A 13,813-nucleotide genomic window follows, 5' to 3' on the forward strand; every position below is an offset into this window, starting at 1 on the left:
GTCATCCACGGGCCCCACCTTCGTGAAACCTCGTGTGTTCGTGGAACAGCCGGACCCCGCGGCGGAACGGATCCCGCCGATCGGTCACCGGACCTCTACTGGTCGTCGCCCTCTTGGCGACGGCGCCAACGTTCCTCGAACCGGTTCATCATCCCGGGCCGCTTATCGCCTTTGCGGCGCTTGGGCGTGGGCTCCTCGGCGGCCATCTCGGTACCGCCGCCGGACGCCTTACGCCATGCGTTGGCCCCCATGAGGAAGGAGGCCAACATCAAGACGAACCCGAGGACACTGATGGTCACCGGCAACACCATGGAGGTGTCGGGGTTGCTCAGCAGCAGTCCCAAGAGCAGCAGCACGATACCGGTGATGAAACCGGCCCCGGCCCTGATGATCCAGCGCTTGTAATGCACCGAGGGGTTCGTCTGCCGAACGGTGTTGGCGAACTTCGGGTCCTCGGCATACAGCGCCCGCTCGATCTGGTCGAGCATACGCTGCTCGTGTTCAGAGAGCGGCACGGCGCCTCCCTACGGCAGTCCCCGGTTGGGGTGACGGGTACTGATGAACTGTCTCTTGCTCGGTGGTATGCCCAGAATACGGGGCGCTAGCGCCTGATGGAAAGAAAAGCTGCGTGTGTACCTGGCCCACCACAGCCACGATACCCTCGCCCTCTTGAGGAAACACCGGCTTCCATGCCTCTCTTCTTACCCTGCACTCCGGTTCTACTCTTACAACGCTCAGAGGGCCCCGGAAGTTGCCGTATCATACGTCGTTTTCGTCACGTTTGGCCAACACTGCCGACTGTATCGCGCCCGGCCCGAAACGTGCTGTCACACGGTCCATAACCCGTTCAACGTCCCGCCAACCGGTGTCCTCCTCCCCCAGTGCCAGCTGTCTGTGGTTCTGTCCCTCGGCGATCACCCCCTCCACCCGCACACCCACCAACCGCAGCGGGACCCCCTTGAGCCCCGAGGAGGAGTGGAGTTCACGCGCCACCGTGCTGATCTCCCGAGCCACGTCGGTGGCCTCGGGGAGGGTGCGCGAGCGGGTGACGGTGGAGAAGTCGGCCCGACGGAGCTTCAGGCTCACCGTGCGCCCCACCTGGCCCGAGGCGCGCAACCGGCGCGCCACCTTCTCGGACAGGCGCAGCAGTTCGCGATCGATCGTCTCGGGGTCGTCGACGTCCTCCGCGAAGGTCTCCTCCGCGCCGAGGCTCTTGTCCGGTGTGTCCGGCACCACCGGGCTTGGGTCGCGGCCACGGGCCAGCTCCGCCAGGCGGGTGCCGGCCTTGTCCCCCAGCTCCATCCGCAACAGTTCGGGATCGGTGCGGGCCAGGGCTCCGACGGTGCGCAGCCCCAACCGGCTCAGCACGCGTTCGGTCTTGTCTCCCACTCCGGGCAGGGCGCCCACAGGCAACGGGTCCAGGAAACCGTGGACGGTGTCGGTGGGCACCACCAACATTCCGTCGGGCTTGCAGTGGGTGGAGCCGAGCTTGGCCACGAAACGGGTGGCCGCGACCCCCACCGAACAGGTCAGGCGTTGCTCGCGACGGACCCGCTCCCGGATCATCGCCGCGATGCGGGCGGGGCCGCCCAGCCGTCGACGGGCACCGGAGACGTCCAGGAAGGCCTCGTCCAATGACAGCGGCTGCACGAGCGGCGTGACCGAACGCAGGATGTCCATGACGGCTTCGGAGACCTGCCGGTACGCCTTGCCGTCGGGTGGGAAGACCAGTGCCTCCGGGCACAGGCGCATCGCCTGGGTCATGGGCATGGCCGAGTGCACACCGTGGCGGCGGGCGATGTAGTCGGCGGAGGCGACGACGCTGCGCGGCCCGGTACCGCCCACGATCACCGGTCGGCCACGCGCCTGGGGACGGCGCAACTGTTCGACGCTGGCGAAGAACGCGTCCATGTCCAGGTGCAGGATGTCGCAGTCGGAATCCGGCCCGGAGCCGTCCACGGGGAAACCCGGGTCGAGGGGCACGATGCCGTCACGGGTCACCACTCCCCGCAACGCGGCCCCACGCTCCAGTTGACGTCGGCTCATGTCTCCAGGTTATGTCTTGCCCCGGACCGACCCTCCCGGGCCCTGGGACTTCGTCGCCCCGCCCGGTCGGGTGTGATCCGGCCGAGCGGGGCGACGGTTCCGTGTACGCGAGGGGCTGCTCAGGCCCGGTGCGCGATGACGTGCAGCTGGGTGGCGATGCCGAGCAGCTCCGGGTGGTCCGCGGCGGCCTTCTCCAGCTCCACCAGGTGCTGTCCGGCCTGCGCGTCCCCCTCCCAGGCGTGCCCGGGAAGGACGTCGGCGAACACCCGTACGCCGCGGATGCTCTCGCCGGTCAGACCGGTTCGGGTGATGAGTTCCAACAGTTGCTGTCGGGTGAAGCGTCGCGGCATCGGGTCGGCATCGCCCCACCGGCCGTCGGCGTCCGACAGCAGGTGGTGGGCCTCGCTGATCTGCCCGGCCAGGGCACGGTGCAGGGCCCCGGCGACCGCGTTGGTCGCCAGCAGGCTCACCGCACCACCGGGCCGGGTGATCCCCGCGACGTCGGCCAGCGCGGCGGCCGGTTCGTCGACGTATTCCAGCACGTTGTGCACCAACACCAGGTCGGCGCTGCCCGCGGGGAACAGGGACGCCAGGTCCCGGGTCTCCCCCTGGACCCCGCGCACCGTCACACCGCTCTCGGCCGCACGGCGCTCCAAGGCGGCGAGCGAGTCCGGGCTGGGTTCGACGACGGTGACCCTGTGCCCCAGTTCGGCGAGCGGAACGGCTGCTCCCCCGGTTCCCCCGCCCGCGTCGACGATCTCCAGGGGACCGTCCTCGGACAGGTGGGTCAGCAGCCGGGACAGCGCGTCCCACACCACCGCGGTCCGTGCGGCGTTGGCCGCGCGCGCCGGGCCGGTCAAACCGCTCACTCCGAAACCACCGGTGGCGGTCGCGGACGTGCCGCTGCTGTCAGTCACCTGTTCCCTCATTCAGCTCGTGGCCCCTCACCCGAAGCACCGGCAGGCGTCGACGCCGGTAGGGCGCCTCAGAGCGAGAGCGTGGACTTGTTCTCCATCAGCCTAGACAGAAGTCCGCTGATGAAGTTGGGCGAATCGTCGGTGGACAGCTCCTTGGCCACCCCGACCGCCTCGGCGATCGCCACGCCGTCGGGGATGTCCTCCGCCCACAGCAGCTCGAAAGCGCCCATCCGCAGGATGTTGCGGTCGACCACCGGCATACGCTCCAGGGTCCACCCGATGGCGTACTCGTCGAGGAGCTCGTCGATACGCCCGCGTCGTTCGTCGACGGAGCGGGCGAGTCGCTCGGTGAATTCGTTGATCGGCGGCTCGGGCTGGGCCAAGCGACGCTTGATGACGTCTTCGACCGTCGTGCCGCGCACTTCGGCCTCGTAGAGGACCTCCACCGCGCGCCGACGTGCCTTACGCCGTGCCCCACTCATCAGTTGACACGCCCGAGGTAGTCACCGGTGCGGGTGTCGACCTTGACCCGCTCGCCCGTGGTGACGAACAGGGGCACCTGGATGGTGGCTCCGGTCTGCACGGTGGCGGGCTTGGTGCCGCCGGTGGAGCGGTCGCCCTGAACGCCCGGGTCGGTCTGGGTGATCTCCAGCTCGACGGCGGCGGGCATCTCGATGTACAGCGGGTTTCCGTCGTGGGTGGCGACCGTGACCTTGGTGTTCTCCAGCAGGAAGCCCTTGGCGTCACCGACGATGGCCTCGGGTACCGGGATCTGGTCGAAGGTCTGGTTGTCCATGAAGATGAAGGACTCACCGTCGTGGTACAGGTACTCCATGTCGCTGCGGTCGACGTTGGCGAACTCGACCTTGGTACCGGCGTTGAAGGTCTTGTCGACGATCTTGCCCGTGAGGACGTTCTTCAGCTTGGTACGGACGAACGCGCCGCCCTTGCCCGGCTTGACGTGCTGGAACTCGATGACGTTCCAGAGGACGCCGCCGTCGAGTCGCAGGATGGAGCCGTTCTTGATGTCGTTCGTCGTGGCCACTTCGGTCGTCTCTCCAAGGGGTTTGACACGTCGGAGACCGGACTTGGCGGCCCGGTCGATGATCGGTATGACAAGGCGTGGAGTCCGTCACCGTGGGGCTCGGCGGCCCACTGACGCTCCCCGCCTTCCTCTCGCAGTCTAGTGGCAACGCGGCGCGCCGGTGTCGCCCGAGATCAAGCGGTAGGCCTCGTCGAGCAGCTCGGGGGCGGGGCCGGCGAGGATCGCCGGGGTCGCCAGGTCGTCCAGGACCACGAACCGCAGGGTGTTGCCACGGGCCTTCTTGTCCACGCTCATGGTGGCGCGCAGCGCCTCCCAGGACCGGGCCGCGTAGGAGGTGGGCAGCCCCACCGAGGTCAGGACGTCGCGGTGGCGTCGGACCAGCGCCTCGTCGACGCGCCCGTCCAGACGGGCCAGTTCGGCGGCGAAGACCATGCCGATCGCGACGGCGTAGCCGTGTCGGAACGTGTAGTTCTCGGCGCGTTCGATGGCGTGCCCGAGGGTGTGGCCGTAGTTGAGGACCTCCCGACGCCCGCTCTCCTTGAGGTCGCCGGAGACCACGTCGCCCTTGAACCGGATGGCGCGCTCGATGAGCTCTCGAGTGTGCTCGCCACCGGGAGAGGTCGCGCCCTCGGGGTCGTCCTCGATCAGCTCGCAGATGACGGGGTCGTCGATGAACCCGGCCTTGATGATCTCCGCGAGGCCGCCGATGTAGTCGGCCTTGGGCAGGCTCTCCAAGGTGGTGAGGTCGCACAGGACGCCGGCCGGCGGGTGGAAGGCGCCGACGAGGTTCTTGCCCTCGGGGGTGTTGATGCCGGTCTTGCCGCCCACGGCGGCGTCGACCATGCCCAGCAGCGTGGTGGGCACCAACACCGAACGCACCCCGCGCAGCCAGCTCGCGGCGACGAAACCGGCCAGGTCGGTGGCGGCACCCCCGCCCACGCCGACCACGGCGTCACTGCGGGTGAAGTTGAACGATCCCAGCCTGGACCACAGGTCGGCGGCGACGGCGGCGGTCTTGGCGGCCTCACCGTCCGGCACGGGCATCGGACGGACGGTGTATCCACCGGCCTCCAGCGCGGTGACCACGCCCTGGGCGATGTCGGTGAGGCCCTCCGGATGGATGACGGCGACCTGCGCGGCGCCCTCCACCAGTCCGGGCAGCTCGCCGAGGAGGTCCTCTCCGACCAGCACGTCGTAGCGTCCGGTGGGGTCGCCCACACCGATGCGGGTCGCACTCACTGGTCGACCCTCCCCGGCAAAGAGGAGACGATGGTGTCCACGATCTCCTCGGGGTGGTGATCCGTGGTCGGCACCGTCACCGAGGCCAGGCCCTCGTAGATGGGCAGACGCTCGTTGAGGAGCTTGCGCAGCTTCGTGCGGGGGTTGCCGGACAGCAGGGGGCGGGCCACGTCCATGCCCACGCGTTTGGCGGCCTCACCGAAGTCGACCTGCAGGTAGACCACGTGGTGTTCGGCCAGGTCCTTCCGGGTGTCCTCGTCCAGGATGGCGCCGCCACCGACCGCGATGACGCCCTCCCAGGCCCGCAGCCCCTCCGCGACGACCTCGCGCTCCAAGGCACGGAAGTGCTCCTCACCGTCCTCGATGAAGATGTCGCCGATGGGCTTGCCCGCGCGCTTCTCGATCTCGGTGTCGGTGCACAACAAGTCCGCGTCCAGGCGCCCGGCCAACGCCTCTCCGACGGTGGACTTGCCCGAACCGGGCGAACCGATGAGCACCGCGATCGCTCTTGCCACGCTCTGCCTACCTATCGGGGGTCACGTCTTCCCGCGAGCGCGGGAAGGAAGGTCGCTGCCGTTCGTCTTCCTGTCTAGCAGAAAGCCCTCGGGGGCGCGTACGAACGGTGTCGAGGGGCCGGCCCGCCCTCCGAGGGAGGGCCGGGCCGGGTCGGTCCTCTAGCGGATCGTCAACGAGTCCAGGTAGCTCTGGAGGTTGCGGGCGGTCTCGGGGACCGAGTCACCGCCGAACTTCTCGATGGCCGCCTCCGCGATGACCAGGGCCACCATCGCCTCGGCGACCACGCCGGCGGCCGGGACCGCGGTGACGTCGCTGCGCTGGTGGTGGGCCCGTGTGGGCTCGCCCGTCTCGGTGTCGATGGTGTCCAGTGCCTTGGGCACGGTGGCGATGGGCTTCATCGCGGCGCGCACCCGCAGCGGGTCGCCGGTGGTCATGCCGCCCTCGACACCACCGGCGCGGTTGGTGCGACGACGCACACCGTCCGGGCCGGGCTCGATCTCGTCGTGGGCGAGCGAGCCACGGCGGGCCGCGGTACGGAAGCCGTCGCCGACCTCGACACCCTTGATGGCCTGGATGCCCATGAGGGCGCCGGCCAGGCGCGCGTCCAGGCGACGGTCCCAGTGCACGTGGCTGCCCAGGCCGGGCGGCAGGTCGTAGGCGAGCACCTCGACCACGCCGCCGAGGGTGTCGCCGGACTTCTTGGTGTCGTCGACCTCCTCGACCATGCGGGCGCTGGTGTCGGCGTCGAAGCAGCGCAGCGGGTCGGCGTCGATCGCGGCAAGGTCCTCCGGGCGCGGCTCGGGAGCGTCCTCGGGCACCGCCACCGGACCCATGGACACGACGTGGCTGATGATCTCCACGCCCAGCGCCTGACGGCAGAACCGTCGGGCGACCTCGCCGATGGCCACGCGCGCCGCGGTCTCGCGGGCGCTGGCCCGTTCGAGGATGGGGCGGGACTCGGTGTGCCCGTACTTCTGCATGCCCACGAGGTCGGCATGGCCGGGCCGGGGCCGGGTCAGCGGGGCGTTACGCGCCAGGCTGTCCAGTTCCTCGGTGGGAACCGGATCCGGCGACATCACCTTCTCCCACTTGGGCCACTCGGTGTTCCCGACCTCGATGGCGACCGGTCCCCCCTGGGTACGGCCGTGTCGGATGCCTCCGATGACGGAGACCTGGTCTTTCTCGAACTTCATCCGGGCGCCTCGACCGTACCCGGCGCGGCGTCGGAGCAGCGCGGCGGCGATGTCGTCAGAGGTGACGGACACGCCGGCCGGGAGGCCCTCCAAAATCGCGACGAGTGCCGGTCCGTGGGACTCCCCCGCGGTCAGCCAACGCAACATGTGCACGATCCTCCCACGGATCGTGCACCGAGGTGGCACCCGGGATACGGGTTAGGGGATGAGCGGTCGACCCGCGACGACGGTGGCGAGGGTGGCGGCGATCATGAACGGTCCGAGCGGCAGGGGGTCGGAGCGACCGGCTCTGCGCAGCAGCAACAGGACCAGGCCGACCACGGCGAAGGCCGCGAAGGCCCAGAACGCGCCGACCAGCGCACCGACCGGCCCCGCGGCCCAACCGCTGTAGAGACCGGTCAGTCCGGACAGTTTGACGTCGCCGAAGCCGAGTCCGCGGGGGTGGACCCGCCACAGACTCCAGTACAGGACCGTGATGAGCGCCATGCCGACCAGGGCCTGGGCACCGCGATGCAGGTCCGGGCCGCTGGGCGGCAACAGCACGGAGGCGGCCAGCAGCAGCCCGGCCATGGGGTAGGCGGGGGCGACGACGGCGTCCGGCAGGCGCATCACCCGCAGGTCGATGGCGGACAACAGGGTGCCCAGGGCGGCGAACCACAGGACCGCCGCGAGGCCGAACAGGGACCAGTCCCGCAGGTGGTCGGGGAAGACCGCACCGACCAGAGCGAACAGGACGGCGGTGGCGATGGCGGCCGGGACGTGCCTGTCAACGTCCCGTTCGCACCATGGGCAGCGTCCGAGGCGTCGGAAGTCGCGGGCGGCCACGGCCGGCAGACCGCGCACGAACAACAGTTCGGTGTGGCAGTGCGGACAGCGCGGTGGCGGCGGACCGGTGTCCTGCCCTTCCAGCGCGCCCTCTTCGGTGAGGGCCCCCGGTGTGGCACCGTCCTGACCCGGGGGTCCCACGGGTGCGGGACGGATCGGTTCGGTATGGGGGTGGGCCGGCCCGAAGAGGTGCACCAGTCGACCGGTGGCGCGCCCGACGAGCAGACCGACCAGGCCCAGGAAGAGGGCGGTGGGGATCGACAAGAGCGTCGGAGTGAGGCTCAGTGCCAGGGGGGTGGACATGATCGGAAACTACCCTCCCGAACGCCCGGATCACAGTGCCTCGGCGAGCCTGTGGACGACGCGGGAGGGGACGGACACGGCCCGTCCCCGCTCACGCCGCCTACTTCTCGTCGCGTTGGGCGCGCACCACGGCGCTGAGCTCGATCCCGCCCGGCAGCACGTGTTCGAGTTCGGTGGACAGCCGTTCGGCGACCCTGCGCAGCGACTCGTCGTCACGTTCGTCCAGTTCGAGGCGGATGCCGATGTCACCGCGCTCGGAGGAGTGGATGCGTACGCGTTCGATACCGAACTCCGCGTGCGTCACCCGGTAGATCAGGGCCAGCACCTGCGGGTCGTCCTTGGGCTCGGGGACGGTGCCCTGTTCGGCGAGCATGGTGAGGAAGCGGCCCTGGACGGTGTGGGGCACCGGGCCGGACACGTCCAGGACCAGCGCGTCGGCGTTCTCCTCCAAGGTGGCCTGGCAGGCGTCCTGGGCGGTGAACGGAACGGGCCGGGCGTCGGGTCGCCAGCGCCGGACCGCGTCCACGGAGGTGAAGGCGAGCACTCCCCGGCGACCGTCCTTGCCGGTCATGATGGGGATGGCGACCTCGCTGTTCTTGTCCTTGGTGAGGCCGCCCACTCCCTCTTCGGTCTCGGTGGCCACGGCCACGACCGGAATGAGTACCCGGGAGTCACTGAGCGCGGCCAGGACTTGGCGGTCGCCGATCTTGCCCGCGGCGTGGTCGCGCAGCCGGGCCTCGACTACCGGATCGGCGCTGCCGTCGTCGTCGCGGAAGTTCTGGGCGCCGATGATGGATGGTCTGCTCACGGGCTCCGACTCTACCTGGGATGCGTGTCCGCCATGGGAACGCTTCTCGGACAGAACGATGTGACCTCTCCCCTCCTCCGGCCGTGGACGGCCACCGTGCGGGGCCGGCCCTTCGACTCACGCGCCGACCCCGGTCCAGCTTCACAGGAGAGGGCGGTGCGGGCCAGTGGTTCGCCGAAGTAGGCCCGAAGTGGTCGGGAGGGCGACCGGGCATCCGTCGGCCCCGCTATCGACCCGGGATTCCGTCGGGAGTGGTGTCGGGGATCCCTCCGAGGGCACGGACGATCTCACGCAGACCGTCGACCTGTTCGGGGGTGAGCCGATCGAAGACCAGGGAACGCACGCGGGCCGCGTGCCCGGGAGCGGCCTCGCGCAGGGCCTCGGCGCCCGTTTCGGTGAGCACCGCCCACAGGCCGCGCCGGTCGTCTGCGCAGGCCTCGCGGCGAACATGTCCGTCGCGTTCCAGGCGGGCGATCTGGTGGGACAGCCGGCTCTTGGACACGATGACGGTGTCGGCGAGGTCGCGCATGCGCATGCGCCGGTCCGGCATCTCCGACAGGTGGGCGAGGATCCCGTACTCGGTGAGCGTGAGCCCGTCGCGGTCGCGCAGGTCACGTTCGAGCTCTTCGTAGATCGAGGAGTTCATCCGCAGGAACCCGCGCCAGACCCGCTGTTCGTCGGCGTCGAGCCAGGTCTTGTCCATGTTCACCGATTCTATGGGAGGGGGCTTGCCAACCCGCGATCGATCCCTTAAACTACTTCCAAGGAAGATACTTCTAAGAACTTTGCTACCGAGTAAAGCACTTGATCGCAGGAACGTCGACCCCCGAACCGGGTCGTCCACAGACAGGGAGAAGCACCATGGCCACTCAGGAACTCAAGCCCGGCACCTGGAAGATCGACACCGCCCACAGCATCGTCGGGTTCTCGGTCCGCCACATGATGGTCAGCAAGGTCCGCGGTCGCTTCGAGAAGTTCGACGCCACGCTGACCGTGCCGGAGGACCCCACCAAGGCGTCCGTCGAGGCCACCATCGACGCGGGCTCGATCAACACCGACAACACCGACCGTGACGCCCACATCCGTTCCGCCGACTTCTTCGGTGTCGACGAGAACCCGGACTTCGAGTTCCGCTCCACCGGCATCGAGGCCAAGGGCGAGGACTTCGTCCTCAAGGGTGAGCTCAGCATCAAGAACAACACCCACCCGATCGAGCTGGACCTGGAGTTCAACGGCTCCACCCTCGACCCCTACGGCCTGGACCGTGCGGGTTTCTCCGCCTCCACCACCATCAGCCGCAAGAAGTTCGGCGTGGACATCGAGATGCCGATGGACGGTGGCGGCGTGGTCGTCGGCGACAAGATCACGATCGAGCTCGACGCCGAGTTCACTCGCGAGGCCTGATCGGTTTCGACGGGGCACGTCCCGGCCCGGCATCAGACGTCCGCCGTCCGGCCGGGACCCCCGAGACCCCCGCGGTCCCGGGAGCGATGTCCGGGCGTGACCGCACGGGGAAGCGGCCACCGCCCCAGGGTTGACGACACTACGTCATAACCCTGGGAGGCCTCGGATATCGTCGACGGAGGAGGGCACGACCCGGCCCTCCTCCGTCCTTTTCGTGTGTCCACCGTCGACAGGAGCCCCGACCGTGCCCTCCAACCCCTTCTCCGCCGAGGTCGTCACCGCCGTCACCCGCCACATGAACGACGACCATCCCGAGGACACCCTCGTCATCTGCCGTGGCCTGGGGGGAGAACCCGACGCCACCGCGGCCCGCATGGTGGACCTGGACTCCGAGGGCGGCGACTACGTGATCACCGTGGAAGGGGCCGAGCGCACGGTGCGCGTCCCCTGGGGCGAGCCGCTCACCGAACGCGCGCAGATCCGCTGGGAGGTCGTGCGCATGTACCGGGAGTCCTGCCGAAGGCTCGGTCTCTCCCCGCGCGGTGAGCACTGACCCGGGCCCCTTCGCGAGTGATTCCCGGGACCGGATCGGGAACCGGAACGGCCCCGGAGGAGTCCTATCGGCAAACGGGGGAAGGGGCGTGCACGCCCCGCCGGCAAGGGGTGGGAACACCCCTCCGCCCGGGCGCGCGTACGACCTAGTCTGGAAGGGACGTTCCCTCCCCCGGACGCCCGTACAGCCACGCCGCTCGAAGGATGGATCCGGCCTCGATGGTCACGCCCGACCCCGGTGACGACAACGCACCGACCCGACGGATCGACCCCGTCCCGCCCACCACCCGCGTCAACCCGGCGGTGGGGGCCACCCGCTGGGTCACACGTGTGTTCCGGCCGGGAGCGACCCGCCCCCCGGAGCCGGAACCCGACGAGGCCCCCACCCGTGTGGTCTCGCCGGGCGGAGCCGACCCCACCCGGGTCGTGTCGCCCGAGGCCGCGGGTCACTCCCCCACCGCGTCCCCCGCCGGGGCCGACGCCACCCGGGTCCGACGACCCGCCCCCATCGATTCCCGATCCCGAACCGGTGCCGGTGGCACCGGCCGCACCCCTTGGTGGCGTGTGCTCTTCGGCCCCCTGCTGGACTGGGTGGCCCGCCTGGCCTCGCGCGTGGTCATCGGCCCCGCCGGTGACCTCGACTACGCCGTGCCCGCCGAACTGCGCCGCCGCTACCAGGTCCTGGACCGGCTCGGGGCCGGCGGTGAGGCCGTCGTCTACCTGGCCGAACCCACCGACTCCCCGGGGCGCCGACTCGCCCTGAAGGTGTACCGGCCCGGCCACGACATCAACCGCGAACTCCTGGACCGGCTGCGCGCACGCGGCACCGCCTCCCCCCACACGCCCGCCATCCAGGGGTACGGCACCGCCACCAGCTCCTGGGGCGAGGACCTGGCGTGGGAGGCCCAGGAGTACTTCGCCCACGGCACCCTGCGCGAGATCATCAACGAAGCACCCTTGGACGACGCGCGCGCCGAGGCCGTCGTGCGCTCCGTCGCCGACTGCCTGCACCACTGGCAGGCCGAACTCCAGCACAACCACACCGACGTCAAGCCGGAGAACCTTCTGGTGCGCGATCCGGACCCGCCGGTGGTCGCCCTCACCGACTTCGGCGGCGCCGTGCGAGCCACCATGAGCCGTGTCTACGGCGGGCAGGCCATCACCGAGGACTACGCCGCCCCCGAGGTCATCGAGGGCCGGCGTGAGGCGCCCGCCGCCTGGTGGTCTCTGGGTGTGATGGTGCACGAGTTGGTCACCGGCCGCCGCCCCGAGCGCGGCGGCAACTGGCTGACCGCCCGCAACACCGAGGTCGACATCTCGGCGATCACCGACGAACGCTGGAGGCTGCTGGCCAGGGGGCTGCTCGCCCCCGCGCCGTCGGCCCGTTGGGGACACGACGAGGTCGCCGCGTGGCTGGCCGGCGAGCGGCCCCCGATTCGCACGGCACGCCGGCTGCGCCCGATCTCCTTGGCCGGTGCCACTCACGAGGATCCGCCCAGCCTGGCCTTCGATCTGCTGGACCGCTCCGACACCGGCGCGCTGTGGCTGCGCAGCCACTGGTCGGAACTGCGCACCTGGCTGGACCGCGAGGTCAACGACTACACCTTCGACCGGTCCTACCTCACCGGCCTGGACGAGCGACCCGACCTGGCGCACGTGGCCATCAGTGCCCTGGCCGCCCGCTACGTACCCGGCATGCCGCCCAGGTTCCGAGGCCACGAGATCAGCGCCGACGGACTGCTGTCCCTGGCCACCGGGGACGCCAGCCGACACTCGGTGGTGCGCGAGGCCGTGGAGTCGGGTGTGGTGGGGCTCGGCTCCCAGCACTGGTGCCCGCATCCCACCTGCCGTTCGGGCGGCTCGGGCCGCTGCGCGCTGCTGGAGCGCGTCCAACACGAGGTTCCACTGCTGATGCGCCGCGTCCACGAGACCGTCGACGGCCTGGTCGGTTCGGACTCCGATTCGCCACGCCGACCCGCCGCGCACGAGATCGACACCACCTGGGCACGCGCCGTCGAGCTGGTCCTGGTCCCCGAGACGGCGTCCGCGCACCGGTCGCTGCTGCGCCGCCGTTCATGGCACCCGCAGCAGCGCAGCTCCGCGCCGAACGCTCCCTGGTGGTCGGACCTGCGCCGCTCCGCGCTCCGTGACGGCGGCGACCGGCTGGTCTCGCGTTCTGCGATGCTCACCGCCCTGCTCCTGTTGTCGGAGGCGGACCGGATCGGCGCGGTCGTCGCCGAGCGCGAGCGTGCCGACGGCCGCGCCCGCCGCCAGGACCGTTGGGCCTCCCTGGCCGGTTCGGCTCGCGAGAAGTGGGACAGCACCAAGGAGAAGGCGGCCTCGGTCAACCAACGTCGGGCCGAGGCGGCCACCCGCCCCGACAACCCGGTCGTTGCGCACGACCCCACCCGCCCTCAGGACGCCGTCACCCCCAAGGAACAGCGCAGGCGGGCACGTCGGCAAGAACGCGACTCCCGCCGGGTCGAACGGACCATGGGGCAGATCCAGCGGGCCATGCGGGCCGGACGCTGTCGACGGTTCGCCTACCCGGCCGCCCTGCTCGGACTCGTCGACGGGTTGGGGCGGGCGCTGCGCCCGGAGGAGGGTTTCTTCCCCGAGAGCACCGCGGTCGTGGACGCCTACACCGGGTTGTTGGACTTCAGCGCCAACCCGCTGAGCGACGGGGCCGCCGCCCTGACCGGTCTGTTGCCCGGTGGGATGGGCGCCTCCTGGTGGTTCCCCGTCCTGCTGGCCATGGCCCTGCTGTACCTGGGGCGCACCTCCGCGAAGGAGAAGGTGAAGGCGCGTCGCCGACTGGCCGCCTTCCGTCTGGCCGTGGGCGGTTCGATCCTGATGCTGGTCGTGCTGATGTCCACCGGTCTGCTCGCCCTCGGGTCGGGTGTCCTCATCCCGCTGGACGGCCTCCTCGGCTGACCCGTGTTTCGGCCGGTCCGCACCCGTCACG

14 protein-coding genes are annotated in these 13,813 nt (G+C 70.2%); 3 read left to right on the forward strand and 11 right to left on the reverse strand.

Annotated features, from left to right (window positions below):
* Positions 1 to 95: 95 nt before the first annotated feature.
* The 11 genes from K8V84_RS11895 to K8V84_RS11945 form a co-directional block, all read right to left on the reverse strand.
* A complete protein-coding gene (locus K8V84_RS11895) occupies positions 96 to 515 on the reverse strand; it encodes a DUF3040 domain-containing protein (RefSeq protein ID WP_304074150.1) in 420 nt (139 codons plus the stop codon).
* 244 nt (positions 516 to 759) lie between these two features.
* Complete coding sequence (locus K8V84_RS11900; protein WP_304074152.1) at positions 760 to 2,046, reverse strand: DNA polymerase IV; 1,287 nt, start codon at positions 2,044 to 2,046, stop codon at positions 760 to 762.
* 119 nt (positions 2,047 to 2,165) lie between these two features.
* The gene (locus K8V84_RS11905) at positions 2,166 to 2,963 is read right to left on the reverse strand and encodes a methyltransferase domain-containing protein (RefSeq protein ID WP_304074154.1); all 798 of its coding nucleotides are present in this window, start codon (positions 2,961 to 2,963) and stop codon (positions 2,166 to 2,168) included.
* Positions 2,964 to 3,031: 68 nt separating this feature from the next.
* Positions 3,032 to 3,445: a transcription antitermination factor NusB gene (nusB, locus tag K8V84_RS11910; protein ID WP_304074156.1), complete on the reverse strand. Its 414-nt coding sequence runs from the start codon at positions 3,443 to 3,445 to the stop codon at positions 3,032 to 3,034.
* Complete coding sequence (efp, locus tag K8V84_RS11915; protein ID WP_304074158.1) at positions 3,445 to 4,008, reverse strand: elongation factor P; 564 nt, start codon at positions 4,006 to 4,008, stop codon at positions 3,445 to 3,447. Before efp ends, nusB begins: the two co-directional genes overlap by 1 nt.
* Positions 4,009 to 4,146: 138 nt before the next feature.
* Positions 4,147 to 5,247, reverse strand: a complete 1,101-nt coding sequence (gene aroB, locus K8V84_RS11920) for a 3-dehydroquinate synthase (protein WP_304074159.1) — start codon at positions 5,245 to 5,247, stop codon at positions 4,147 to 4,149.
* Positions 5,244 to 5,744, reverse strand: coding sequence for a shikimate kinase (locus tag K8V84_RS11925; protein ID WP_304074207.1), 501 nt, complete (start codon positions 5,742 to 5,744; stop codon positions 5,244 to 5,246). The genes aroB and K8V84_RS11925 overlap by 4 nt, the downstream gene beginning before the upstream one ends.
* A gap of 177 nt (positions 5,745 to 5,921) precedes the next feature.
* Entirely contained in the window at positions 5,922 to 7,103 is a 1,182-nt protein-coding gene (aroC, locus tag K8V84_RS11930; protein ID WP_304074161.1) for a chorismate synthase, read from the reverse strand.
* A 51-nt stretch (positions 7,104 to 7,154) separates the two neighbouring features.
* A complete protein-coding gene (locus tag K8V84_RS11935) occupies positions 7,155 to 8,084 on the reverse strand; it encodes an A24 family peptidase (RefSeq protein ID WP_304074163.1) in 930 nt (309 codons plus the stop codon).
* A gap of 100 nt (positions 8,085 to 8,184) precedes the next feature.
* On the reverse strand, positions 8,185 to 8,892 hold the full coding sequence (locus K8V84_RS11940; protein WP_304074165.1) for an SseB family protein: 708 nt from the start codon (positions 8,890 to 8,892) through the stop codon (positions 8,185 to 8,187).
* 226 nt (positions 8,893 to 9,118) lie between these two features.
* Positions 9,119 to 9,595 (reverse strand): MarR family winged helix-turn-helix transcriptional regulator, encoded by a 477-nt coding sequence (locus tag K8V84_RS11945; RefSeq protein WP_304074167.1) that lies wholly within the window; start codon positions 9,593 to 9,595, stop codon positions 9,119 to 9,121.
* A gap of 158 nt (positions 9,596 to 9,753) precedes the next feature.
* Here K8V84_RS11945 and K8V84_RS11950 point away from each other — a divergent pair, with 158 nt between their 5' ends.
* From K8V84_RS11950 to K8V84_RS11960, 3 genes are all read left to right on the forward strand, one after another.
* The gene (locus K8V84_RS11950; protein ID WP_304074169.1) at positions 9,754 to 10,296 is read left to right on the forward strand and encodes a YceI family protein; all 543 of its coding nucleotides are present in this window, start codon (positions 9,754 to 9,756) and stop codon (positions 10,294 to 10,296) included.
* A gap of 244 nt (positions 10,297 to 10,540) precedes the next feature.
* Positions 10,541 to 10,849: a DUF2470 domain-containing protein gene (locus K8V84_RS11955; protein WP_304074171.1), complete on the forward strand. Its 309-nt coding sequence runs from the start codon at positions 10,541 to 10,543 to the stop codon at positions 10,847 to 10,849.
* A 218-nt stretch (positions 10,850 to 11,067) separates the two neighbouring features.
* Positions 11,068 to 13,782, forward strand: a complete 2,715-nt coding sequence (locus tag K8V84_RS11960) for a protein kinase (RefSeq protein WP_304074172.1) — start codon at positions 11,068 to 11,070, stop codon at positions 13,780 to 13,782.
* Positions 13,783 to 13,813 lie beyond the last annotated feature (31 nt).

Origin of the sequence: Nocardiopsis listeri, from assembly GCF_020741345.1 — a bacterium.
GTDB lineage: Bacteria > Actinomycetota > Actinomycetes > Streptosporangiales > Streptosporangiaceae > Nocardiopsis > Nocardiopsis listeri_A.

What these genes read in the sequence shown, in the direction of transcription:
- K8V84_RS11960 (WP_304074172.1), top strand. Translation starts at nt 11,068, where the DNA reads ATGGTCACGCCCGACCCCGGTGACGACAACGCACCGACCCGACGGATC.
- K8V84_RS11900 (WP_304074152.1), bottom strand. Translation starts at nt 2,046, where the DNA reads ATGAGCCGACGTCAACTGGAGCGTGGGGCCGCGTTGCGGGGAGTGGTG.
- K8V84_RS11950 (WP_304074169.1), top strand. Translation starts at nt 9,754, where the DNA reads ATGGCCACTCAGGAACTCAAGCCCGGCACCTGGAAGATCGACACCGCC.
- nusB (WP_304074156.1), bottom strand. Translation starts at nt 3,445, where the DNA reads ATGAGTGGGGCACGGCGTAAGGCACGTCGGCGCGCGGTGGAGGTCCTC.
- aroC (WP_304074161.1), bottom strand. Translation starts at nt 7,103, where the DNA reads ATGTTGCGTTGGCTGACCGCGGGGGAGTCCCACGGACCGGCACTCGTC.
- K8V84_RS11935 (WP_304074163.1), bottom strand. Translation starts at nt 8,084, where the DNA reads ATGTCCACCCCCCTGGCACTGAGCCTCACTCCGACGCTCTTGTCGATC.
- K8V84_RS11945 (WP_304074167.1), bottom strand. Translation starts at nt 9,595, where the DNA reads ATGGACAAGACCTGGCTCGACGCCGACGAACAGCGGGTCTGGCGCGGG.